Source organism: Priestia endophytica DSM 13796 (assembly GCF_900115845.1).
Lineage (GTDB): Bacteria > Bacillota > Bacilli > Bacillales > Bacillaceae_H > Bacillus_I > Bacillus_I endophytica.
Genome location: NZ_FOXX01000016.1, coordinates 27,757 through 49,646 on the forward strand (window position 1 = coordinate 27,757; position 21,890 = coordinate 49,646).

Consider the following 21,890-nt stretch of genomic DNA (forward strand, 5'->3'; position numbering starts at 1 on the left):
AATTAATCTACTAAAGGTAGGATTAAATTTGAGTAAATGCCAACTATAATATTCATCTTTTTTAGATAGCTTTTCTTCTAAAAGTTCGTGATTTCGTTTAATCGCTCTTTGATTTTATGCGAATAAGAAAATAAGAATCTTGTTTTTCGAACATTGTGGATAGTTATGTAATAAAAAAATCCATGTCAACTTTTATTACAAAATGTTGCAAAAAATATGAACATTAGAAATATAATGAATCCACCGACAAGATTTAACATTTATTTGACAAGAAGGAGTGGTACTTGGAGTTATGAAACAAAAGAAAATTGTCATTATCGGAGCTGGTGTAGTTGGATGTAGTACGGCTTATTATTTAAACAAAATGGGACAACGAGACGTTACGGTCATTGAACAGGGACCACTGTTTGAAACAGGAGGATCAACCTCTCATGCCCCAGGTCTTGTATTTCAAGTTAGTTTTTCTAAAGTACTTACAACCTTAGCCTCTCAAACGGTTGAGACCTTTAAATCATTAAGTACAGATGCACAACGCTCTTTCTATTCGGTTGGAAGTCTTGAAGTTGCACATACATCAGATCGTTTAGAAGATTTAAAAAGAAAAGCTGGAGTAGCTAGTTCGTGGGGAATAGATGCATTTGTTCTCTCACCAGAGGAATGTTGTGAAAAGAGTCCGTTAATCAACAGAGATAACATTTATGGAGGACTTTATGTTCCATCAGATGGAATTGCTAAACCACTTAATGCTGTTGATCAAATGACTAGTTTCTCGAAGTCTTGTGATACTAAATTTTACGGAAATACAGAAGTCACAAATATAGAAGTAGTGGATGGTCAAGTAAAAGCAGTAGAAACAAGTGCTGGAAAATTTGAAGCCGATTTGATTATTTGCTGTGCAGGGTTCTGGGGACCACATATTGGAGAGATGGTAGGTGTAACTATACCCCTTCAGCCAATGGCCCATCAATACGTGTTTACGAATGAATTAGAAGAATTAGCTGAAGAAGAAGAAGAAGTAACTATGCCACTTATTCGTCAACAAGATAGTTCTATATATTTTCGTCAAGTATTCAATGGTTTAGGTATTGGCTCATATCAACATCGACCGCTTCCTGTTGAGCTTAATGAAATTACGAAATATGGGGAAGCAAAAGAAATGCCATCTGTAAAGGCGTTCACACCAGAAGATTTTGAAAAACCGTGGCAGGATGCTACTGAATTTATTCCATCATTAAAACAAGCAGGAATAAAAAAAGGAATAAATGGGATTTTTTCATTCACACCTGATGGAATGCCATTGCTTGGAGAGTCACAAAAAGTTCGTGGTTTCTGGGTAGCAGAAGCAATATGGGTTACTCATTCTGCAGGTGTAGCTAGGCAAATGGCTGAATGGATTGTTAATGGTGCTCCAACCGTTGATTTAGAATTATGCGATATTAATCGTTTTGATACGTATGCACAAAGTCCAGATTATTATAAACCGCGATCCATTGAAAATTACGAAAAAGTATACGATATTCATCATCCGTCCATGCCACCAGAGACATCACGCAATATACGTGTAAGTCCATATTATATGCGACAAAAAACACTGGGAGCTTATTTTAACGAAAAAAACGGATGGGAGCAGCCGCAATGGTATGAAGCTAATGATTCGTTAGTGAGCGTATATGAAAAAACAATCTTAAAACGAAAGGGTTGGGCAGCCAAATATTGGTCACCAATTATTGAAGCTGAACAATTGCACACACGCCAACATATTGGACTTTATGATGTAACGGCAACAAAAAAACGTTTAGAAATTAAAGGAGATGGAGTAGTCGAGTTTTTACAACAATTAACGACAAGTAATATTGATATCCCAATTGGGCATGCAATAAATACATTAATGTTACATGAATTAGCTGGAATAAAAGATGAGATAAAGGTCATCCGTAAAGCGACTTCTGCTTTTCATGTTCTTTGTACAGGACCGGTAGAAGCTAGCTGGATACAAAAACAATTGTCAGCATCTAGTCAGGTTGTTATTCAAGATGTAACAGCAGAAACGTGTAGTTTATGTGTTATAGGCCTTAAAGCGAAGGAAATGCTCCAATCTCTTGATTCTGACGTTTTTGTAGAAAATAAATGGACAAGTCAAAGCGCTAAAGAATTATTAATCGGTAATATTCCAGTTCTAGCTGTATACAATTCCTATGCTGGAATGGATAGTTGGGAATTATCAACGACTAATGACCAAGGGTTGCAATTATGGGATTTACTATTTGAAACAGGGCGTCCTTATAAGCTTATCGCTGCAGGTGATCGTGCCCTTGAAGCTCTTCGAATTGAGTCATTTACGTTAAGAAGTAGTAAAGATTTCTGGAGTGAACATGATCCATATGAAATTGGACTTGATCATATGATTGATCTTAATAAACCCACTTTCATCGGAAGAAAGGCACTGATAGACCGTAAAGAAAAAGGCCCTAAATTAATATTGGTGACATTAATACTGGATAATCCAACCGTGGTTGTAATGGGATATGAACCGGTATTTTCTAAAGAAAAAGTAGTTGGTTTTGTGACAAGTGCTGGATATTCATACAGCTTAGGGAAAGGAATTGTATATGCGTTGCTATTTCCTGAAAATGTAAATGAAGAGGCTACTTTAGATGTTGAATATTTCGGAAAAACATATACAGCACAAGTTATGAAAGATTCAACTGTTGTTATTTAACTATTAAGTGAAAAATTTTAGGGGGAATGACTATGTCAACACACTATGATGTTATTATCATTGGTTTAGGAGCAATGGGGAGCACAGCTGCGTATCAATTAGCAAAGAAAGGTCAACGGGTACTTGGGATTGAACAATTTGGTCCAGCTCACGACCAAGGGTCTAGTCACGGCGGTTCACGTATTATTCGACAATCTTATTTTGAAGATCCTGCATATGTACCATTACTGCTTCGTGCATATGAGTTATGGGATGAAATTGAGCGAGAAAGTGGAAATGAGATTCTCACGATTACAGGGGGCTTAATGTTAGGCCCGCTAGAAAGCTTAACGGTATCTGGTAGTATCGATAGTGCAAAAAGATGGAACCTACCTTATGAGATTTTGGAAGCAAACGACATCCTTAAACGTTTCCCAATGTTTAGTCCATCACCTCAAACAATAGCATTATACGAAGAAAAAGCTGGATTTGTTAGACCTGAATTAAGTGTATATAGCCATCTCCTTCAAGCAGAAAAGTATGGGGCTGAACTTCGTTTCTTTGAAGAGGTTCAATCGTGGGAGGCACATCCTTCTGGTGAAGGGGTACGTGTTGTGACAACTAATGGAACGTATGAAGCTGGAAAAATAATCATTTCTGCAGGAGCTTGGGCACCGCAGTTATTAAAAGAATTAGGAGTAAACTTGCAAGTAGAACGCCATATACAGATGTTCTTTGAGCCAACACAGGGTATTGATTCTTTCCGTGTAGGAAAACATCCTATTTATATATGGGAAGCAGACGATAATGTGCAATTATATGGTTTTCCTTCTCATGGGTTACATGCTGAAGGAGCAAAAATCGCTTTTTTCCGTAAAGGGAAATTATGTACTCCAGAAAGCATTGATCGAAACATATACGAAGAAGAAGTAGAAATGATGCGAGAATATCTAGCTCAAGGTATTCCACAGCTAAATGGTCGATTTTTACAAGGGAAAACCTGCATGTATACAAATACACCAGATGAACATTTTGTTGTTTCACTTCATCCAAATCATCCACAAGTGGCTGTTGCAGCTGGATTCTCAGGACACGGATTTAAATTTGCAAGTGTAGTAGGGGAGATTTTATCAGATTTGGTGATAAAAGGAGAAACGGATCATCCAATTGATTTATTTAGCCCAAAGCGTTTTATCTATCAATAAATCTTTTAAATATATAAGTTAGCTTATCTATTTTTGAAAATATTTTATTTAAACTTTTTAAGAGGATAATGGGGGAATAATAGATGGTAATGGAACACAATATTATAAACGATAAAGGTAGAATTAAGTCTACATTGAAGGGTGAATTATATACCTCTCCAACAATTTTTAAACTAGAAAAAGAAAATATTATTTCTAAATCATGGATTTTGGTTGGATTTGCATATGAGGTAGAAAAGCCAGGTCAATATATCGCAACAAAAGTGGAAAATGAAAATGTCTTGATTGTTAGAGGAAAGGATTCTGTGCTACGAGCTTTTTTAAACGCATGTCGCCATCGAGGAGCAAAGCTTTGTAGTGATTCATCTGGAAAAACAGGCGCTATTCGTTGTCCTTATCATTCATGGACTTATAGTCTTGATGGTTCCTTAATTGGAGTCCCTAATACAAGTCATTGTCGAGAAGAACTAGTTAATAATGAAAACTATGGTTTAGAATCAGTCCATCTTGAAGTATGGCATGGGATGATTTGGGTGAATTTATCTGAAAATCCTGAATCAATTGAAAAAAGCTTAGATGCACAAATTCTTGAACGTTTTGGTGAGCTTGATACCTTTTCTAGATATCAAATTCATAATTTACAGGTAGCGCATCGTAAAGAGTATGAGGTAGAAGCAAACTGGAAGCTTATTGTAGAGAATTTCCAAGAATGCTACCATTGTTCTTCTATTCACCCTGAACTTACAGCTGCTCTGCCAGAATTTCGTTCAGGAGTTGGGACACAAAACTCAGTTGGTGGCGGAGCTAAATTTGATGATAACGTAAATGCTTTTTCAATCAACGGTAAAGAAAGTCGTCCGATGTTAAAAGGGCTACTTCCAGAGGATGATCGCACATATTTTGGGATAACTATTCTTCCACTTGTATTTATTAATTTAACGCCGGATCATGTCATTATTCATCGCATTATTCCAATTAGCGCTGAGAAATCAAAAGTTATTTGTGAATGGTTATTTGATCCAGAAGAGATAGCTAAGCCAGACTTTGATCCAAAGGACGCTGTAGAATTATTTCATCGTGTAAACCTCCAAGATTTTGAGGCTTGTGAATGGTGTCAAGAAAATATGGGATCAAAAGCATATAAAGATGGTGGTATCTTAGTACCAATTGAACAGCATGTTTCTCACTTTTATGATTACGTACTAGAAGCAATTGGTATGAAAATGGAAATGAGTAATAAATAAATTTGGCTTGGCAGTCTTTACATATCAGAATTTTCTCTTCCTTTATTTTCATAAAGGGAAGGAAGGGAAAATTTTAGATATGAAAGCCCAATTAGTAAAGACTATTATTGATATTAACAATGTATGAAAAGTATTTAATTAGTAAAAGAGCATTAAACTTAATATATTTAGGAAAAAATATATTACTCATTAACAATCGTTACCTATTATATCAGATATATATCCTTATTTCAATTTAGATTTCTGAAAATTTTTATTATTAGTTTGGATGGTTATACTATCTCTTTTTCTAGTTTCCGAAATCAGCTCTTTTCTATGTGGTAATACTAATTTAGGTACCATCCATTCTTACCTTTTTAATCAAGTAAGAGCAGTTATGATATTAGGAATAATATTGAGCCAAAACAGGGAAGGAGAATTTAGTAGCCATGCTAAATAAAATTTTAAATAGGCATAGTGTGTTTTATATATCAGTTTTTTTGACTGTTACCTTTATCATTTGGGGAGGAATTTTCACAAAAAATTTCAAGAAAATTACAACATTGATTTATAATTTAATTATCAATGATTTGGGTTGGGTATACATGGATATAACCTTTTTTCTAGTAGTCTTTTCAGTCTATTTGTTATTTTCAAAGTATGGAAAGATTAGGTTAGGAAAAGAAAATGAGAAACCTGAATTCAAAACAGGTTCTTGGCTTGCCATGCTATTTGGTGCTGGGATGGGTGTAGGTATCATTTACTGGGGAGTGGCTGAACCAGTTACCCATTACGTGAATCCTCCTTATGGTAAGGGGTATACAGCCGATTCAGCTAACACGGCGATGAAATACTCCTTTTTCCATTGGGGATTACAGCCTTGGGCTATTTACACCGTTCTTGGCTTAGCTCTTGCTTATTTTCAAATTAAAAAAGGTCTACCAGCCACAATTAGCTCTGTTTTTTATCCTATACTTAAGAATAAAATCCATGGTCCAATAGGAAAAGCCATTGATATTTTTTCAGTCGTTGCCACTGTATTTGGAATCGCAACATCTTTGGGTCTAGGGGCTTTGCAAATTTCAGCAGCTTTTCAAGCCTTATTTAATATTCCAAATACTGTCCCCTTACAACTCTCCGTCATTGGAATAGGAACTGTTCTATTTATCATTTCTATAAGTACTGGGTTAGAAAAAGGAATTCAGTATCTATCGAATGCTGCCATCCTCCTATCTTTTTTTATTATGTTATTAGTTTTACTACTCGGTCCTACTTTCCCAATCTTTAAAATTTTCTCTGATTCAGTAGGAAGTTATTTAAATGATTATATTAATATGAGTTTGCAAATGGCACCTTTCAGTGACAGTAAATGGATTGGAAATTGGACTTTGTTTTATTGGGCTTGGTGGATTGCTTGGTGTCCTTTCGTAGGTATGTTTATCGCGAGAATTTCTAAAGGGAGAACTATTCGTGAATTTGTAATTGGGGTTCTACTTGTCCCTGCAATTGGTACCTATGCATGGTTTTCTATTTTTGGTGGATCAGCTCTTCATATTATTCAAAATCTAGGTCATCGTGAATTAGCAAAACAAATCACTTCTAATATAGATTTATCTATTTTTAATTTCTTTGATTATTTGCCTGCAAGTTCTATGTTAAGCTTCATAGGATTTACAGTCGTTATCATTTATTATATAACAGTTGCTGATACATCAACTTTTGTATTAGGCATGCTTAGTGAAAGAGGAAAGTTAAATCCCTCTACTAAAATTAAAATTACTTGGGGTCTCATTCAATCAATAACTGCAGCTGTTCTACTTTTAATTGGTGGATTGAATATACTTCAAACTGCTTCTCTTATAGTTGCATTCCCCTTGGCCATTATTTTAATATTTGTATGCTGGTCATTATTAAAGGAATTAAAGATTGAAGCTGACGAAATTAGAAGTAATCAAGTTCATGAAGATAATTTAAAGATTGATAGTAGCAAAGAAAAAAGAGTATCACTATAGACAAGTTGTTCTTGGCAGCCAAGCGCTTTTTTTAGAAAGACTTGGCTCTTTCGTATGTTTTTAACCTTTATCTTATAACTATAGATAAGAATCTTGACTACAATGTAGAGATTTACATTATCTATGTCATAAAAGTTATGTCCATAATAAAAAATAGGCAAACTCACCAAAGGGTGACATCTGCCAAACCAAAAAGAATTTATCAATCAACTATTTATATTATCTTCATCTATTGAGTGAATAAGGAGGTACTATGAAGAGGTTGGACTCTTTCTTTTGGATTTATATACGTTTTCGCATTATTAACAGCTGTTGGACCTTCTCCAAACCCTGCCACAATTAATTTCACTTTGCCCTCATAAGTACAAATATCTCCAGCTGCATAAATACCTGGAATATTGGTCTCTTGTTTAGAGTTGACTACAATCGAATTTTTCTCAATTTTAAGGCCCCATTCTTTAATAGGACCTAGAGAAGAGATAAATCCGTAGTTTACAATAACATCGTCTACTTCCCATACTTCTTTTCGGCCATTTTTTGCATGTTCTAGTACTACTTCAGTAATGGATTGATCCCCTATAAGTTGAGAAGGAAAATAAGGTGTTTTAATCCCAACCGAAGATTTTAGCAAGTTTTCTACACTATGTTCATGGGCACGAAACTTATCACGACGATGTACCAATATCACTTTCTCAGCGATTGGTTCTAACATAAGTGCCCAATCCACAGCTGAATCTCCTCCTCCAAACAGGACAACTTTCTTTCCTGCAAATTGATTCATATCTTCAACAAAGTAGTGAAGGTTAGATGATTCAAATACTTCAGAATTCTCCAAGTCTAATTTACGTGGTTGAAAGGCCCCATTCCCGGCCGTAATAATAATAGTTTTAGAATAATGAACACTATAATTGGTTGTTAATTTAAAAGTTCCGTCCATTTGTTTTTCAAGTTGTTCTACAGATTCTCCTAAACAAATTGTAGGATTAAATGGTTTCATCTGTGTTTTTAAGTTAGAAATCAATTCTTGTGCTCGAATTTTAGGGAATCCAGCAACATCATAAATATATTTCTCTGGATATAGAGCTGTGAGCTGTCCACCTAGTTGAGGCAGGCTTTCAATAATTTTAACTTTTGCCTGCCTCATTTCTCCATAAAAAGCTGTAAATAAACCTGTTGGACCTCCCCCAATGATCGTAATATCATAAATATCCTTATCATTTGTCATGTTTATCACCTCTCCATGTACTTTATATGTACGGTATCTTTATCTCCCTTTCGCCTATAACACTCCCTGTACATTGTTCAGTTATTCAAACTTGTTATAAATTTCTTCTAATTGTTCTCTTTTAAAATTAAAAGATTAAATAAGATTTAATTAAAGGAAACCAGTCAACATTATAAAAGTTTTATATATTGAATTGGATAATATAATAAAGGAAAAAATGAGCAATATAATATGTCCAGCTCTTAAACTATTCTCCTTTTTACTTTTTAAAAAAAGCAATATCCACAGAATAGCCAATATATTATTATTAATATGGGATACAAGATTTGTCCCTGTCATAATCTTCTCCTATTCTTTAGAGTCATAATTGGTCAAAGTTAAGTTCTATATTCTTGATTAATCAAACTCAAAAGCACATGCACTTGAGGCAAAACTTTCTCCAACAAGAAAACCTTCTTTATCTTTATAATCAATCTGGATTTCTTCGTTTAAATACCTTTTTGTAAACTGATCTACACGAATTTGAAAGCCATCATATTTTAAAAGCATATCGTTTCGGCGTGGTCCATCAATTATAAGCGTGAACTTGATGGACATCCCGCATCCTCCAGTTATATCAGTATCAATACGAGGAGTTTGCTCTTTTTGTAGCTTCATTGTTTTTAATTGCTTGGAAGCTGCCTCTGTTAGTGTGAGAAGCATTGATTTTTCTCCTTTTTTTATATTTAAATTGGATTTACTCTAATTTACATATATAATCAATTGAATGTTTCATCACTTTTGCTTCTATAAATGTGATATAAAATTAAAGCCATCATATTTAAGATAGTTATATCTAGTATTGATTCTAATTTATTTAAACTACCAGAAATGAAAGGAGGCTTTCTCTCATCTCTATTTCTGGTATCGAATATTTAGTAATGAGATATTTTATAATTTTATGGTTTCTTTTTCTAACTCTACCTCTTTTGTGTATCGTAATATTGGTTGTCTTGCTGCTTGTACTTCATCTAGTCGACCAATTATCGTTGTATGAGGCGCGTTTAAAACGATATCTGGATTTTCTTCTACTTCTCTCGCAATTTGAATCATTACATCTGCAAAAGCATCGAGTGTTTCTTTTGATTCGGTTTCTGTAGGTTCAATCATCAAACATTCCTCTACATTTAATGGAAAATAGATAGTAGGTGGATGATACCCAAAATCAAGTAGACGTTTGGCCATATCAAGAGTCCTTACACCCTGTTTTTTCTGCCTAGATCCAGATAAAACAAACTCATGCTTACAAATTTGCGAATATGGTGCATCAAAGTAAGGCTCCAACTTTTTTCGAAGATAGTTAGCATGAAGTACTGCACTTTCAGATACTTGGCGTAAGCCTTCGGGACCCATAGTTCGAATGTAGGTGTATGCACGAACAAGAATACCGAAGTTTCCATAGTACCCTTTAACACGACCAATTGATAAGGGGTGATTATAATCTATTACATAGTTATCTTTTTGTTTTTCGATTCGTGGAACGGGTAAATACGGTAAAAGTTTGGATTTTACACCGACTGGACCAGCTCCTGGCCCTCCGCCTCCATGAGGGGTTGTAAATGTTTTATGAAGATTTAAATGAACAATGTCAAATCCCATTTGTCCAGGTGTGGTTTTTCCTAAAATTGCATTCGCATTTGCTCCATCATAATACAGTAAACCACCTGAATCATGCACAATTTTGGCAATTTCAATAATTTCTTTTTCAAATAGTCCAAGTGTATTAGGATTAGTTAGCATAAGTGCTGCGACATCACTATTCATATGCTTTCTTAATTCATTTAAATCAACAAGACCCTGTTCATTTGAAGGAATCGTAACTGTTTTAAATCCAGCAACTGTAGCACTTGCTGGATTAGTACCGTGAGCTGAGTCAGGTACCAATACTTTTGTTCTCTTTTCCCCATTGTGTTCAAGATACGCTTTAACCATCATTAACCCAGTCCATTCTCCTTGAGCGCCTGCTGATGGTTGTAGGGTCACTGCATCCATACCTGTGATTTCAGCTAAATCTTCTTGTAATTCGTATAAAAGCTTTAATGCTCCCTGAACACTTTCAACTGGCTGATAAGGATGAATATGGGTGAAACCTTGTAAATGTGCAACATCTTCATTAATTTTCGGATTGTACTTCATTGTACAAGAACCAAGTGGATAAAAACCGTTATCAATTCCATGGTTTTTATTTGAAAGGGCAGTATAATGGCGAATAAGCTGTAACTCTGATACCTCTGGAAGCTCAGCTGATACATCACGAATTAAATGTTGAGGAATCTTTTCTTTTAAATCAATTGCATCTACATCGCTTTCTGGTAAGCTCGATCCAACACGCCCTGGGCGACTAATCTCAAAGATTAATTTATTATATTCAACCATTTAAAATCCCCTCCAGCACTTCTACAAATTGATCAATCTCTTCTTTTGTTCTTTGTTCTGTCACGGCAATAAGCATTTGATGTTCAAGGCCATAATCATGTCCTAAATCAAATCCTCCAATAATCCCTGCTTCTAAAAGTTTAGCGTTGACTTCTTTAGCTGGAATCGGAAGTTCTACTACAAATTCATTAAAGAAAGGAGCTTGATTAATAATGATCATCCCCTTTTCTTTAAGACGCTTTACCATGTAACCAGCCTTCTCAAAATTCAGCTGTGCCATATGACGAATTCCTTGTTTTCCTAGAGCAGTCATACAAATAGAAGAAGCAAGAGCATTCAAAGCTTGGTTAGAACAAATATTTGATGATGCCTTATCACGGCGAATATGCTGTTCGCGTGCTTGGAGTGTCAATACAAATCCGCGCTTACCTTGTTCATCTGTTGTTTGTCCAACAATACGTCCCGGTATCTTTCTCATTAGTTTTTTATTTACTGCAAAATACCCACAATGTGGTCCGCCAAAGGACATTGGAATCCCTAAAGGTTGCATATCACCAACTACAATATCTGCGCCTAGCTTTCCCGGTGTTTGAAGCAGTCCTAATGCCAAAGGGTTGGCGCTGACAATTAAAGCTGCTCCATTTATTTCTGCAACTTTCTTTATTTCTATTAAATCTTCAATAGAACCAAAGAAATTTGGATATTGCACAATAATTGCTGCCGTATCTTCATTTGCATATTCATTAAGTTTCTCTAAGTTCGTGCAATCAACAGTAAGATCAACTTCTTTTACCATATACTCTTGACCATATGCTACTGTATCTAAGATTGCACGAGATTCAGGATGAACAGCCTTAGATACAAGTATTTGCGAACGTCTTGTTGATGTAACAGCAAGCGACGCTGCTTCTGCAAGAGATGTAAACCCATCGTACATGGATGAGTTAGCGACCTCCATTCCTGTTAGCTCACAAACCATCGTCTGAAATTCAAAAATTGCTTGTAACTCCCCTTGGCTGATTTCTGGTTGATACGGTGTATAAGCAGTATAAAATTCTGAACGAGAAGTTATATGATTCACTACACTTGGAATGTAATGATCGTAGGTGCCTGCCCCCAGAAAATTTGGGTATTGGTTAGCATTCCTATTTTGTAAAGCAAGATTTTGCATTTTTTTCATCAAAAGAGATTCAGAAGTAGCTGGTTGTATATTTAACTCCTTTTCTAGTCGAATTTCAGTGGGAAGATCCTCAAATAGCTCATTTACAGAAGAAATATTTAAAAGTGAAAACATTTCTTTTTGATCTTGTTTTGTATCAGGAAGGTAACGATAACTTGCTGTCATTTCACTCTCCTCCTTCATTTATAAATATTTGATATTCTTCTTCATTTAAAAGTGTTTGTAATTCCCCTGAACTTGATAATTCTATTTCTACTAACCATCCTGCTTCATATGGTTGTTCGTTCATTATTTCAGGTGCGTCTTGTAGCTCCTCATTTACACGAATAATCGTCCCAGAAACAGGTGCATAAATTTCAGAAGCTGTTTTAACAGACTCGATTGTTCCTATTGATTCATTGGCTGTTACCTTCTCGTTCACTTCTGGGTTTTCAACAAAGACGATGTCCCCTAATTGTCTTTGAGCATAATCAGAAATACCAATACGTACTCGATCTTTATCTAATTGTAGAATCCACTCATGTTCCCTGCTATATAGCAAGTTTAATATCGATTTTGTCATTTTTTTCTCCTTTTAATTTAACGGAATATTTAGATAATTAGGTGTAAACTTCTTTATGATCCTCCCTCTAGATAGAATTGATTTAATATTATCTATTTCTAAGTACATTATATTCTTCTAATAGTCTAAGAAAAATCTCATAGTTTTTTTGTGTAAAAAGGTGCTTTTACTATAATGCCATCAACCATTTTATTGCGAATGTCAACTTTTAATTTCGTTCCTATTTCTGTATGTTCTGCCGATATTAGCGCAAGTCCTAAGTTTTTCTTTAAAGAAGGAGAATGAGTTCCAGATGTAATAAAACCAATTTCTTTTCCATCATTTGTGAATACTTTGTAACCATTACGAGGAATACCTCTACCTGTTATTTCAACTCCTACTAATTTTCGTTTTATTCCTCCTTCTTTTTGAGCTATAAGGATATCTTTGCCGATAAAATGACTTTCTTTGTTCGTTTTGACGGCAAAACCAATTCCTGCTTCAAGGGGACTGATATCACTTGTGAGCTCTTGCCCGTATAACGCAAGCCTCGCTTCAAAACGAAGAGTGTCACGCGCACCAAGTCCACATGGTTTTAATCCATTTTCTTTTCCTTCTTTCAGAAGCTTCTCCCACAAAGCTTCTACCTTATCTGCTGGTAAATAAAGTTCAAATCCGTCCTCCCCTGTGTAACCTGTACGGGATACGAGGACGTCTGCAATCCCATTCAGATTGACATGTTGAGCAAAATGGAAAAAACTAATTTTCTTTAGGTCTGTTTCCGTTAACTTTTGTAAGATGACTTCGGCCTTTGGTCCCTGGATAGCGAGCTGCGCAATATCACCTGACATATTTTGAAGAGTCACTTCTCCTCTTACATGTTGCTCCATCCACTCGACATCTTTTTTTATATTTGCTGCATTGATAACGAGTAAATATTTTTCATTCGCCAACTTGTAAACAAGCAAGTCATCGACCGTACCACTGTCTGGATAACACATAGCTGTATATAGAGCTTGATTGATACTAAGTTTTGTTACATCGTTTGTTACAAGGTAATTAATATAACTTTCTGCATTTTTTCCTGTAACGAGCACTTCTCCCATATGGGAGACATCAAAGAGTCCTGCTTCCTTTCGGACAGCTTCATGTTCTTCTAAGATACTTGAAAAATGTACAGGAAGCTCCCAACCCCCAAAATTAATAACCTTTGCGCCATGCTTTTTATATATAGGAAAAAGTGGTGTTCTCTTTAATGCTGTTTCTATAATCATGATTACACCTCGCTTTAAGTTTTTTTACGAAATAATCTTTCTTTTGCCTTTTTACCTGTCTCGGTCATCGCAAGACCCCCAAGTGCAGTTTCTCGAAGAGTTCTAGGCATATCTTTTCCGATCTTATACATAGCTTCAATGACTTCATCGCATGGTATGCGGCTTTCAATACCAGCAAGGGCTAAATCAGCAGCCGAGAAAGCAATCGAGGTGCCCATGACATTTCGCTTAATGCAAGGCACTTCAACAAGTCCTGCGACTGGATCGCATACTAAGCCTAATAGTGATTTCATGGCAATAGCTGTTGCATTTACGGCTTGTTTGGGTGTTCCGCCTTTTAATTCAACGATTGTGCCGGCTGCCATGGCTGTGGCCGAACCGACCTCTGCCTGGCAACCTCCCGCGGCTCCTGAAATAAAGGAACGGTTAGCAATTACATAACCAAGCATACTGGCCGTAAACAAGCCCATGACTAAATCTTTATAGGAAGTGCCATCATTTTTATGAAGGGAAAACAATACTCCTGGTAAAACGCCGGCTGCTCCAGCTGTTGGGGTAGCCACAATGACCCCCATTCGCGCATTGCTTTCAGATGTCGCTAATGAAAAAGTCATCGCATGGCTTATATATTGTCCTGACAGAGGTTTCCCCTGATTCATGTAGCCATTCATTCTTACAGCATCACCACCAGAGAGACCACTTGGTGCAGTTGAATCATCTTTTATCCCGTCATCAATTGCCTCCTTCATTTTAATTAATCGCTCTTCCATCATGCTGATAATGGTTTCTTTGCCTTTTCCTGTCTTTTTCGCTTCCATCATCAGCATCATTTCACCAATTGTTTTTTCTTCACTCTCACAAGCCTGAACAAGATCTGCCATGGACTGAATTTTCATCATAGTGCCTTCACCATTAAATCGCTTCTTGACTGACAATGATTCGCAAGGGCTGCAAAGTCATCCCCAGCGCTTAGACGAATATCTACGGTCTCTTCGTTGATCATAAAGATTTTAGATAAACCGCCACCAAGTGATGCACCACCTATTTTTACTACGCAATCCCCTTGCTTTACCGTAATAACTGTTGTGTTTGGGTGTTCAAAATATGGACAACGATCTTCAAGCCGAATTTCATAAGACATTCCATATTGTTTAGTTAGATCGATAGCATATTTAATCCTAGAATCATCTGTATCCATTCCTAGTAGTCCACCAAGTAATGCCTTATCTGTTCCATGGCCTTGGTAGGTTTCAGCAAAGGAGTCATAGAAAATAATTATTGCCTTTTCTGGACAACAGCCTAATAGTTGATGAGTGAATTTCCCAATTGACACAACGCCTGCTGTATGAGAACTAGACGGACCTACCATGATTGGACCGATAATGTCAAAACAACTTTGAAATTCCATAATAATGATACTCCTTTTTTAAACAGTCACGGACTGTTGAAATAATGGATATCCCTCACAAATTTTTCTTGTTGTTTCTTTTGCTTGTTTTAAAATTAATGGATCTCCTTTACTTCTAAGAACAGACGCAATTGTTTCACCAATTTTAATCATTTCTTCCTGCTTCATGCCACGTGTTGTTAATGCAGCTGTTCCCATACGTATCCCACTTGTCACAAATGGGCTTTCAGGATCGTAGGGAATAGTGTTTTTATTAACAGTAATTCCCGCTTTCTCTAGTGATTTCTCCGCCTCTTTTCCCGTTAAGTTCCATGGCCGCACATCTAAAAGGACAATATGATTATCTGTTCCATCAGAGATAAGTGTTGCTCCTTCTTTTTTTAATATTTCACCTAGCATTTCCGCATTTTTAATAATCTGCCTAGCATAATGTTTAAAATCAGGTTGTAAGGCTTCTTTGAAAGACACTGCCTTTGCTGCAATAATATGCATGAGGGGGCCACCTTGAATTCCAGGAAACACAGCTTTATTGATCTTTTTAATCATTTCTTCATCATTGGTTAAAATAATGCCACCGCGCGGTCCGCGTAATGTTTTATGGGTGGTACTGGTCACAACATCTGCATATGGAATAGGCGATGGGTGAAAACCAGCTGCTACAAGTCCAGCAATATGAGCCATATCCACCATCAATTTTGCACCAATTTGGTCGGCAATGGATTTAAATCGAGCAAAATCAATCGTTCGTGGATAAGCGCTGGTTCCTGCAATAATTAATTTTGGTTTTTCTTTCTTCGCAATTGTTTCTAATTCATCATAATCAATTAGATGAGTATCTTCTCTAACTCCATAGGACACTACTTCAAACCATTTTCCTGAGATACTCACTGGACTACCATGAGTGAGATGCCCTCCGTGAGAAAGGTTCATTCCCATCACTTTATCTCCAGGTTGGAGTAGAGCATAAAGAACTGCTAGGTTTGCTTGAGCTCCAGAATGCGGTTGTACATTTGCAAACTTCACTTCAAACAAACTCGTTAAACGTTCAATCGCTTTTTGTTCTGCTATGTCCACAAAGTCGCAGCCCCCGTAGTAACGCTTTCCTGGATAACCTTCTGCATATTTATTGGTAAAAACGGACCCCATTGCTTCCATAACTTCATTGCTCACAAAATTTTCCGATGCAATTAACTCCAAGGTGTTTAATTGTCTGGTTCTTTCGTCTTTAATAGCAGTAAAAATTTCATGGTCATAGTTTTGTAGACTCATATACAGACCTCCTTTAATTTTTCTAAAACTTTATATCTGTTTACCTTCCCTAATAAAAAGACAGAGGAAGGGCAAGATATCAATCTTACCCTTCCTCTGTCCTTTTTACCTGAGAGATTACCTCCTGTTTAAAACATTTTAAGAAGAATAACTTTTTTAAAAATGTTTTAGACAGAAGAGTTCCCCTTTGGTGGCTCTTCAGCTCTCTCCAGAGGTGCGTCCAATTGCAGTCTTTTTACCTGAGAGTTTATACCCCAAGGATTTTTTGAGGTTTGCTCCTTCGGTGCCGAATTAATCTTTTTCGGTCTCTCCCACAATTATCATCCGCTTGTATAAAGTGAATTTATAATTTGTAATATTAAAATTTATTATGAATTAGAATTTAAACAAAAAAAAGTAAGCACTTTTATAACACATAGTGATCAAAAGTATACTGTAAGGGAAAATAAGGATCATTTGTTTATCCTTGCTCAGTTAAGATGTGCTTTAAGTAAAGGAGCTCCCTAATATCAAAACGCTAAAAAAAAGTGTCAAGAAACTTCACAAAACATTTTAAAAATACAAAATATTAAAAATATAATAAGTCCATCGACAAGATTTAACATTTAGTTAACAAGAAGGAGTTGGAATTGGAGTTATGAAAGGCAAGAAAGTTGTTATTATCGGAGCTAGTGTAGTTGGACATGGTAGGGCTTAATTATTCAAGGATATCGACAAAGGAATTTAGCATCCAAGTTATTAATAATTTATATAAAGGAGCTATTTCATATGAATCAAAAAGAAAAATTACAGAAGACTCTTCGTATGCGTCACATGATGATGATTGCGTTTGGAGGTTCTATCGGTGCAGGCCTGTTCGTAGGCAGTGGTGCTATCATCCAGGATACTGGACCATCAGCAGTCCTTACAGCCTTAATGGCTGGAATCTTAGTTATTCTTATTATGAGGATGCTAGGAGAAATGGTTGTAGCAAAGCCTAGCCTAGGTTCGTTTTCAGATTACGCCCGAGAGGCTCTTGGAAATTGGGCAGGTTTTACAGTTGGTTGGTTATACTGGTACTTCTGGGTTATTGTTATTGCTGTAGAAGCGATTGCAGGTGCTACAATATTACAAGATTGGATATTCCCTAATACTCCACTTTGGATATTAAATTTAATCCTTTTATTAGCATTAACGTTAACTAATCTCTTCTCGGTTAAAGCTTACGGTGAATTTGAATATTGGTTTTCATTGATTAAAGTTGTTACAATTACTTTATTTCTCTTAGTTGGTGGGGCGTATGTTTTAGGCCTATTACCTGGTACTACAATGAATTTCTCTAATTTGACGACGCATGGTGGGTTTGCACCAGTTGGTACAGGTGCGGTATTTGTCGCTATAGCGACTATTATTTTTTCTTTTGTTGGTTCTGAAATTGTAACTATTGCGGCAGCAGAATCCGATGAATCAGAAAAGGCTGTGGTGAAGGCTGTAAATTCTGTTATCATCCGTATTTTAATGTTTTATGTAGGATCCGTCTTTTTAATTGTAACTATTATTCCATGGAATGATGACGTAGCACTTAAAAACCCCTACGTTAACGCCCTTAAAGTCATTGGTATACCTGGTGCTGACGTAATTATGAATCTAGTTGTTGTTACAGCAGTTCTCTCTTGTTTAAACTCAGGGCTGTATACTGCATCTCGAATGTTGTTCGCTTTAGGTAATAAGGGAGATGCCCCAAAATGGATGCTTAATGTTACGAAACGAGGAGTTCCCTTAAAGGCAATTCTTACATGTACCATATTTGGCTTTTTATCTGTAATTATGTCTTTTATATCCCCAGATACAGTATTTCAATTCTTATTAAATTCTTCAGGAGCAATTGCTCTCTTTGTATACTTACTGATCGCCATTTCCCAGTTAATTCTTCGTAAAAAGATTGAGAATGAAATGCCTCATCGTCTTAAATTTCGTATGTGGGGTTATCCTTATGTGACCATTGCATCAATTATTGCAATCACTATGATTATTGGAAGTATGGGCTTTAACTCTGAGACCCAATCCCAGTTAGTATTAAGTATATTTAGTGTGATTGTTGTGGTCATTCTCTATATAATTAAAACAAACGTTACACGAAAAAAAGCTATCAATTCTAATATCGTTGAGGATGATATATCTAAGATCAAATAATCTTGATATAAATCTTACTTGATTTCGTGCAGGTTTTCCCTATTAGTAACTTTTAATTTATTCTAATATATTTCTCCATATGTAGAAACCCTTTGCTAGTGCTAAGCAAAGGGTTTCTTTTTTATTTGCTATATGAAGGTTAAGGAAGTTTTACCTATGCTTACTCTAGCCTTTAGATAATGACGATAAATACTGATTCATGATCGAATTCCTTATTTTTTAGATATGAAGTCATATTTTATTTAAAGAGTCTTTTGTATACTAATAAGCTCTTATCAAGAAACGGATTGAAGTTCTTCCGTTAAGCGTAAAAAAGTTTCTTTATCTCTATTTTTTAAGGATTGGTCAATTTCCTCAAGGATCTTCCCTTTTTTGAAATCCTTCACCACTTGATTCAAAAATAATTCAGCCACTACCTCGTCATGTATATTTATTTCAACTTGGTTCATTTCATTAGACACGTTATTTTCCATCCAACGTCAACCCCTTTATCTTTTCTCTTTGGTAAAAAGTATTCCCCTTTTATACTTTTTCAATACGAGATTGATAGATAAAATTTTTAATATTATATAGCCTTAAGGCTATAGCCAAAGGCTTGAGCTTTTTTGAAATCATAAGCATACCCATAACAAAGACCGCCCAATATCCATCAGTGTATAAGGCGGTCTTAAGTATATTTATGATATATAACTATTCGCTTTTTCACGACAATATTCCAACCTATAATTCTAGATATCAAAGAAATCTTCAACCTTTGCATCTTTATTTACTTTTCTAATAGCTGCCATAATTCTTTTAACTGTGGATATATTGGGATCTCGTTTACCTGTGCAAATGTCACTCATTGCTGTATTTGAGAGTTTTGAATTTCTCGCCAACCATTGTTGAGTCCTTCCTTCACTCGCTAGCCATTTCTTCAACTTTGTTCTTTTTACTCCCATCCTTTACACCTCTATATTATGGTTTTATGTCTTCATTAATGTCCATTTTTTCAAGTTTATATTCAAAAAAAATCAAGTTAACTTGATTTTTTTTATAAGACAAGATAAGTCGAACAAGCCATGCAACATACAATCGACTATACCAATTTAGGAGGCGTTCACATGGTTACAGTCCTGGGAACAAGCATGGTGTTATTCACGGTGATTTATGCAGAGAGAAAAGGATGGGTCGATAAAGAAAAAGTAAGAGTGGTCATGCAGGTTGGAATGAATGTGGGTATCTTGGGAAGCTTGCTCTATTTTTTGTATACCCTGTCTTCTTTTCTTCCCTTCTTATGACCAGGGTTCCAACCAGGCTAGAAGAGAAAAAGGAATAGGTTCATGATGATTAGAACAACATTTGGAAGCTTCCTTTCTTAAGGAACTATCTATAGAAGATAAATAAGGAGGAGGAAAAATCATGTGGGAGCTCATGGCGATTCCGGTTTTAACAAGTGCCGCAGCCTTATGGTTTGGAACGAATACATCGAGTGAGGAACATCGTGTCATCCAACAGGTTTTTGAGCACTACCATATCCACGTGAAAGACGGAAAAAACAACCGATATCCTCAGCTCGTTCGAGAGTATAAAAGCACAAAACAAATCAAGCTGATTTATCGCACCCCTTTAGCTTTAGAAGAAAAAACCTTACGAACGTTACAACAGATTTTATCCGTCACCTTAGATCAAGAAGTGAACGTATCGTTCAAAAAATGGCTCATCATTGAGATTTCCAACGGTAAAATGCCTTCGTATGTGTCGTATCAAGACGTTCCTTATCGTAAAGGTTGGGTGGTTCCCTTAGGGAAAAACCATCAGGGGTGGCACTTTCACCATTTCGACCATACCCCACACACCACCGTTTCCGGGACAACTCGCTTTGGAAAAACAGTCATGATAAAAGTCATGATGACCTATCTCATTGAACATCATCCGTGGGATGCTCAATTCATGATTATCGATTTAAAGGGTGGATTAGAGTTTGATCGGTATAAGAACCTTCAACAAGTGAAATGGGTTGCTAGTAATCCAAAGGAGGCCTTATACATCTTAGAACAAGTCCAAAAGGATATGAAGGAACGAATGGACCGTTTTAAACGTGAAGGCTGGTCCAACATTGTAGACACTCCCCTCTCTCAACGTCTGTTTGTTTTGATTGATGAAGCCGCCCAACTTACACCCGAAAAATTCATGGAGAAAGAAGAAAAGAAGACGTTAGCACAGTGTCAATCTATCCTCAGTGAAATTGCACGCCTAGGAGGCGCTCTGGGCGTTCGATTGGTCTATGGAACCCAATACCCTACCTCGAATGTATTAAATGGCTCTATCAAGCAAAATGCGGATTTAAAGGTGAGTTTTCGTCTAGGAAGTGATTATGCGTCCAAGGTGGCTATTGATGCTTATGGAGCCGAAACCTTACCTTCAGATATCAAAGGGCGTGCGTTGATTAAAACGCATGAAGTGAAAGAAGTGCAAGTCCCCTACCTCAATCATGAGGAAATCTGGAAACGGATTGGAGGCTATGAAATTGCAAAACAAACAGTTGTGCGAGACGAGACAGGAGAAGATTATGTACGCCTTGGATAAGTTGGAATGTATGAGTCGATCTCAATTGCAGTATCTCTTTCAGTTGAAGAGTGTCCGCAATGCTAATCGTGTTCTTTATAATATGAGTTCCTTTTTAAATTACAAGCGTCTCCATGAAAATGTCTACTATTTATCGAAGAAAGGACGCCAACACATTGGATCAGAGAAAAACAAGCCTCACTTAACACAGCTCGAACATAAAGTACGACGGAATGATATTTACTTGTATTATGGGTGTCCGAAAGAGTGGAAAGTGGAACGACCGAATGAATGGAGGATCCAAGGAGAAACCTATAAGCTCATTAGTGATGCTCGCTTTTCCCTTCACGGTGTCATTTGCTTTGTGGAAGTGGATCTCAAACAAAAGATGCTCGAAAATAAAAAGAAAATTAAACTGTATCAATCCCTCTTTCAAGCTTTGGGCAACCAACAAGCTTTACTCATCTTTTATACGACCACTCCAGTGAGAAAAGAAAGAATTCTAAGCTGGTGTCAGGAATATAAAGTCAATGCGGAAATTCTAACAACGGATGATCTTGAAAATTATTTTTAATAAATTTATAAACAGTATAGATTTTAATATGGACAAAGTGCAACCAGGCAGCCCTTATGAGAGACTATTTATCTTTTAAAACTATGTTCTAAAAGATAATATTTAAACAAAAGAATAATGACTCATTTAAGGGAAATCTATAAAAAT

Annotated in this window: 19 protein-coding genes and 2 riboswitches; of the genes, 8 read left to right on the forward strand and 11 right to left on the reverse strand. The window is 36.2% G+C overall.

The window, feature by feature from the left end; all coding sequences use genetic code 11:
• Positions 1-292 precede the first annotated feature (292 nt).
• From BM012_RS21605 to BM012_RS21620, 4 genes are all read left to right on the forward strand, one after another.
• Positions 293-2,719 carry a GcvT family protein gene (locus tag BM012_RS21605; RefSeq protein ID WP_061803041.1) on the forward strand — a complete coding sequence of 809 codons (2,427 nt, stop codon included), beginning with the start codon at positions 293-295 and terminating at the stop codon, positions 2,717-2,719.
• A 32-nt stretch (positions 2,720-2,751) separates the two neighbouring features.
• Positions 2,752-3,903, forward strand: a complete 1,152-nt coding sequence (solA, locus tag BM012_RS21610) for an N-methyl-L-tryptophan oxidase (protein WP_061803040.1) — start codon at positions 2,752-2,754, stop codon at positions 3,901-3,903.
• 83 nt (positions 3,904-3,986) lie between these two features.
• Complete coding sequence (locus BM012_RS21615) at positions 3,987-5,147, forward strand: aromatic ring-hydroxylating oxygenase subunit alpha (RefSeq protein WP_061803039.1); 1,161 nt, start codon at positions 3,987-3,989, stop codon at positions 5,145-5,147.
• A 428-nt stretch (positions 5,148-5,575) separates the two neighbouring features.
• Positions 5,576-7,138 carry a BCCT family transporter gene (locus BM012_RS21620; protein ID WP_061803038.1) on the forward strand — a complete coding sequence of 521 codons (1,563 nt, stop codon included), beginning with the start codon at positions 5,576-5,578 and terminating at the stop codon, positions 7,136-7,138.
• A gap of 229 nt (positions 7,139-7,367) precedes the next feature.
• On the opposite strand, the gene BM012_RS21625 is transcribed toward BM012_RS21620, so the two are convergent.
• From BM012_RS21625 to glyA, 9 genes are all read right to left on the reverse strand, one after another.
• Complete coding sequence (locus tag BM012_RS21625; RefSeq protein ID WP_061803037.1) at positions 7,368-8,363, reverse strand: NAD(P)/FAD-dependent oxidoreductase; 996 nt, start codon at positions 8,361-8,363, stop codon at positions 7,368-7,370.
• A gap of 396 nt (positions 8,364-8,759) precedes the next feature.
• The gene (locus BM012_RS21635) at positions 8,760-9,065 is read right to left on the reverse strand and encodes an iron-sulfur cluster biosynthesis family protein (protein WP_061803035.1); all 306 of its coding nucleotides are present in this window, start codon (positions 9,063-9,065) and stop codon (positions 8,760-8,762) included.
• A 228-nt stretch (positions 9,066-9,293) separates the two neighbouring features.
• Positions 9,294-10,778 (reverse strand): aminomethyl-transferring glycine dehydrogenase subunit GcvPB, encoded by a 1,485-nt coding sequence (gene gcvPB, locus BM012_RS21640; RefSeq protein ID WP_061803034.1) that lies wholly within the window; start codon positions 10,776-10,778, stop codon positions 9,294-9,296.
• The gene (gcvPA, locus tag BM012_RS21645) at positions 10,771-12,123 is read right to left on the reverse strand and encodes an aminomethyl-transferring glycine dehydrogenase subunit GcvPA (RefSeq protein ID WP_061803033.1); all 1,353 of its coding nucleotides are present in this window, start codon (positions 12,121-12,123) and stop codon (positions 10,771-10,773) included. The genes gcvPB and gcvPA overlap by 8 nt, the downstream gene beginning before the upstream one ends.
• Position 12,124: 1 nt before the next feature.
• Entirely contained in the window at positions 12,125-12,520 is a 396-nt protein-coding gene (gene gcvH, locus BM012_RS21650) for a glycine cleavage system protein GcvH (RefSeq protein ID WP_061803032.1), read from the reverse strand.
• Positions 12,521-12,657: 137 nt separating this feature from the next.
• Positions 12,658-13,773, reverse strand: coding sequence for a glycine cleavage system aminomethyltransferase GcvT (gene gcvT / locus BM012_RS21655; RefSeq protein WP_061803031.1), 1,116 nt, complete (start codon positions 13,771-13,773; stop codon positions 12,658-12,660).
• A 14-nt stretch (positions 13,774-13,787) separates the two neighbouring features.
• On the reverse strand, positions 13,788-14,669 hold the full coding sequence (gene sdaAA / locus BM012_RS21660) for an L-serine ammonia-lyase, iron-sulfur-dependent, subunit alpha (protein WP_061803055.1): 882 nt from the start codon (positions 14,667-14,669) through the stop codon (positions 13,788-13,790).
• A complete protein-coding gene (locus BM012_RS21665) occupies positions 14,669-15,181 on the reverse strand; it encodes a serine dehydratase beta chain (RefSeq protein WP_061803030.1) in 513 nt (170 codons plus the stop codon). Before BM012_RS21665 ends, sdaAA begins: the two co-directional genes overlap by 1 nt.
• 18 nt (positions 15,182-15,199) lie before the next feature.
• Entirely contained in the window at positions 15,200-16,450 is a 1,251-nt protein-coding gene (gene glyA, locus BM012_RS21670; protein ID WP_061803029.1) for a serine hydroxymethyltransferase, read from the reverse strand.
• Between the two features lie 93 nt (positions 16,451-16,543).
• A riboswitch (glycine riboswitch) is annotated at positions 16,544-16,665 on the reverse strand.
• A 2-nt stretch (positions 16,666-16,667) separates the two neighbouring features.
• Positions 16,668-16,774, reverse strand: a riboswitch (glycine riboswitch).
• A gap of 444 nt (positions 16,775-17,218) precedes the next feature.
• On the opposite strand from glyA, the gene BM012_RS21675 reads away from it, so the two are divergent.
• Complete coding sequence (locus BM012_RS21675; RefSeq protein WP_061803028.1) at positions 17,219-18,622, forward strand: amino acid permease; 1,404 nt, start codon at positions 17,219-17,221, stop codon at positions 18,620-18,622.
• A gap of 275 nt (positions 18,623-18,897) precedes the next feature.
• Here the strand turns inward: BM012_RS21675 and BM012_RS21680 are convergent, their stop codons facing one another.
• Both BM012_RS21680 and BM012_RS21685 read right to left on the reverse strand, forming a co-directional pair.
• The gene (locus BM012_RS21680) at positions 18,898-19,095 is read right to left on the reverse strand and encodes an IDEAL domain-containing protein (RefSeq protein ID WP_061803027.1); all 198 of its coding nucleotides are present in this window, start codon (positions 19,093-19,095) and stop codon (positions 18,898-18,900) included.
• 255 nt (positions 19,096-19,350) lie between these two features.
• Positions 19,351-19,563, reverse strand: coding sequence for a helix-turn-helix domain-containing protein (locus BM012_RS21685; protein WP_061803026.1), 213 nt, complete (start codon positions 19,561-19,563; stop codon positions 19,351-19,353).
• 162 nt (positions 19,564-19,725) lie between these two features.
• Here BM012_RS21685 and BM012_RS26570 point away from each other — a divergent pair, with 162 nt between their 5' ends.
• From BM012_RS26570 to BM012_RS21695, 3 genes are all read left to right on the forward strand, one after another.
• Complete coding sequence (locus tag BM012_RS26570; RefSeq protein ID WP_167360157.1) at positions 19,726-19,902, forward strand: hypothetical protein; 177 nt, start codon at positions 19,726-19,728, stop codon at positions 19,900-19,902.
• Between the two features lie 121 nt (positions 19,903-20,023).
• Positions 20,024-21,190 (forward strand): FtsK/SpoIIIE domain-containing protein, encoded by a 1,167-nt coding sequence (locus BM012_RS21690; RefSeq protein WP_061803025.1) that lies wholly within the window; start codon positions 20,024-20,026, stop codon positions 21,188-21,190.
• Positions 21,174-21,743 (forward strand): replication-relaxation family protein, encoded by a 570-nt coding sequence (locus BM012_RS21695; protein WP_061803024.1) that lies wholly within the window; start codon positions 21,174-21,176, stop codon positions 21,741-21,743. The genes BM012_RS21690 and BM012_RS21695 overlap by 17 nt, the downstream gene beginning before the upstream one ends.
• Positions 21,744-21,890 lie beyond the last annotated feature (147 nt).

Excerpts from the sequence above, each read along its gene's own strand:
- BM012_RS21605 (WP_061803041.1), top strand. The coding sequence starts at position 293 with ATGAAACAAAAGAAAATTGTCATTATCGGAGCTGGTGTAGTTGGATGT.
- solA (WP_061803040.1), top strand. The coding sequence starts at position 2,752 with ATGTCAACACACTATGATGTTATTATCATTGGTTTAGGAGCAATGGGG.
- BM012_RS21615 (WP_061803039.1), top strand. The coding sequence starts at position 3,987 with ATGGTAATGGAACACAATATTATAAACGATAAAGGTAGAATTAAGTCT.
- BM012_RS21620 (WP_061803038.1), top strand. The coding sequence starts at position 5,576 with ATGCTAAATAAAATTTTAAATAGGCATAGTGTGTTTTATATATCAGTT.
- BM012_RS21625 (WP_061803037.1), bottom strand. The coding sequence starts at position 8,363 with ATGACAAATGATAAGGATATTTATGATATTACGATCATTGGGGGAGGT.
- BM012_RS21635 (WP_061803035.1), bottom strand. The coding sequence starts at position 9,065 with ATGCTTCTCACACTAACAGAGGCAGCTTCCAAGCAATTAAAAACAATG.
- gcvPB (WP_061803034.1), bottom strand. The coding sequence starts at position 10,778 with ATGGTTGAATATAATAAATTAATCTTTGAGATTAGTCGCCCAGGGCGT.
- gcvPA (WP_061803033.1), bottom strand. The coding sequence starts at position 12,123 with ATGACAGCAAGTTATCGTTACCTTCCTGATACAAAACAAGATCAAAAA.
- gcvH (WP_061803032.1), bottom strand. The coding sequence starts at position 12,520 with ATGACAAAATCGATATTAAACTTGCTATATAGCAGGGAACATGAGTGG.
- gcvT (WP_061803031.1), bottom strand. The coding sequence starts at position 13,773 with ATGATTATAGAAACAGCATTAAAGAGAACACCACTTTTTCCTATATAT.
- sdaAA (WP_061803055.1), bottom strand. The coding sequence starts at position 14,669 with ATGAAAATTCAGTCCATGGCAGATCTTGTTCAGGCTTGTGAGAGTGAA.
- BM012_RS21665 (WP_061803030.1), bottom strand. The coding sequence starts at position 15,181 with ATGGAATTTCAAAGTTGTTTTGACATTATCGGTCCAATCATGGTAGGT.
- glyA (WP_061803029.1), bottom strand. The coding sequence starts at position 16,450 with ATGAGTCTACAAAACTATGACCATGAAATTTTTACTGCTATTAAAGAC.
- BM012_RS21675 (WP_061803028.1), top strand. The coding sequence starts at position 17,219 with ATGAATCAAAAAGAAAAATTACAGAAGACTCTTCGTATGCGTCACATG.
- BM012_RS21680 (WP_061803027.1), bottom strand. The coding sequence starts at position 19,095 with ATGGAAAATAACGTGTCTAATGAAATGAACCAAGTTGAAATAAATATA.
- BM012_RS21685 (WP_061803026.1), bottom strand. The coding sequence starts at position 19,563 with ATGGGAGTAAAAAGAACAAAGTTGAAGAAATGGCTAGCGAGTGAAGGA.
- BM012_RS26570 (WP_167360157.1), top strand. The coding sequence starts at position 19,726 with ATGGTTACAGTCCTGGGAACAAGCATGGTGTTATTCACGGTGATTTAT.
- BM012_RS21690 (WP_061803025.1), top strand. The coding sequence starts at position 20,024 with ATGTGGGAGCTCATGGCGATTCCGGTTTTAACAAGTGCCGCAGCCTTA.
- BM012_RS21695 (WP_061803024.1), top strand. The coding sequence starts at position 21,174 with ATGTACGCCTTGGATAAGTTGGAATGTATGAGTCGATCTCAATTGCAG.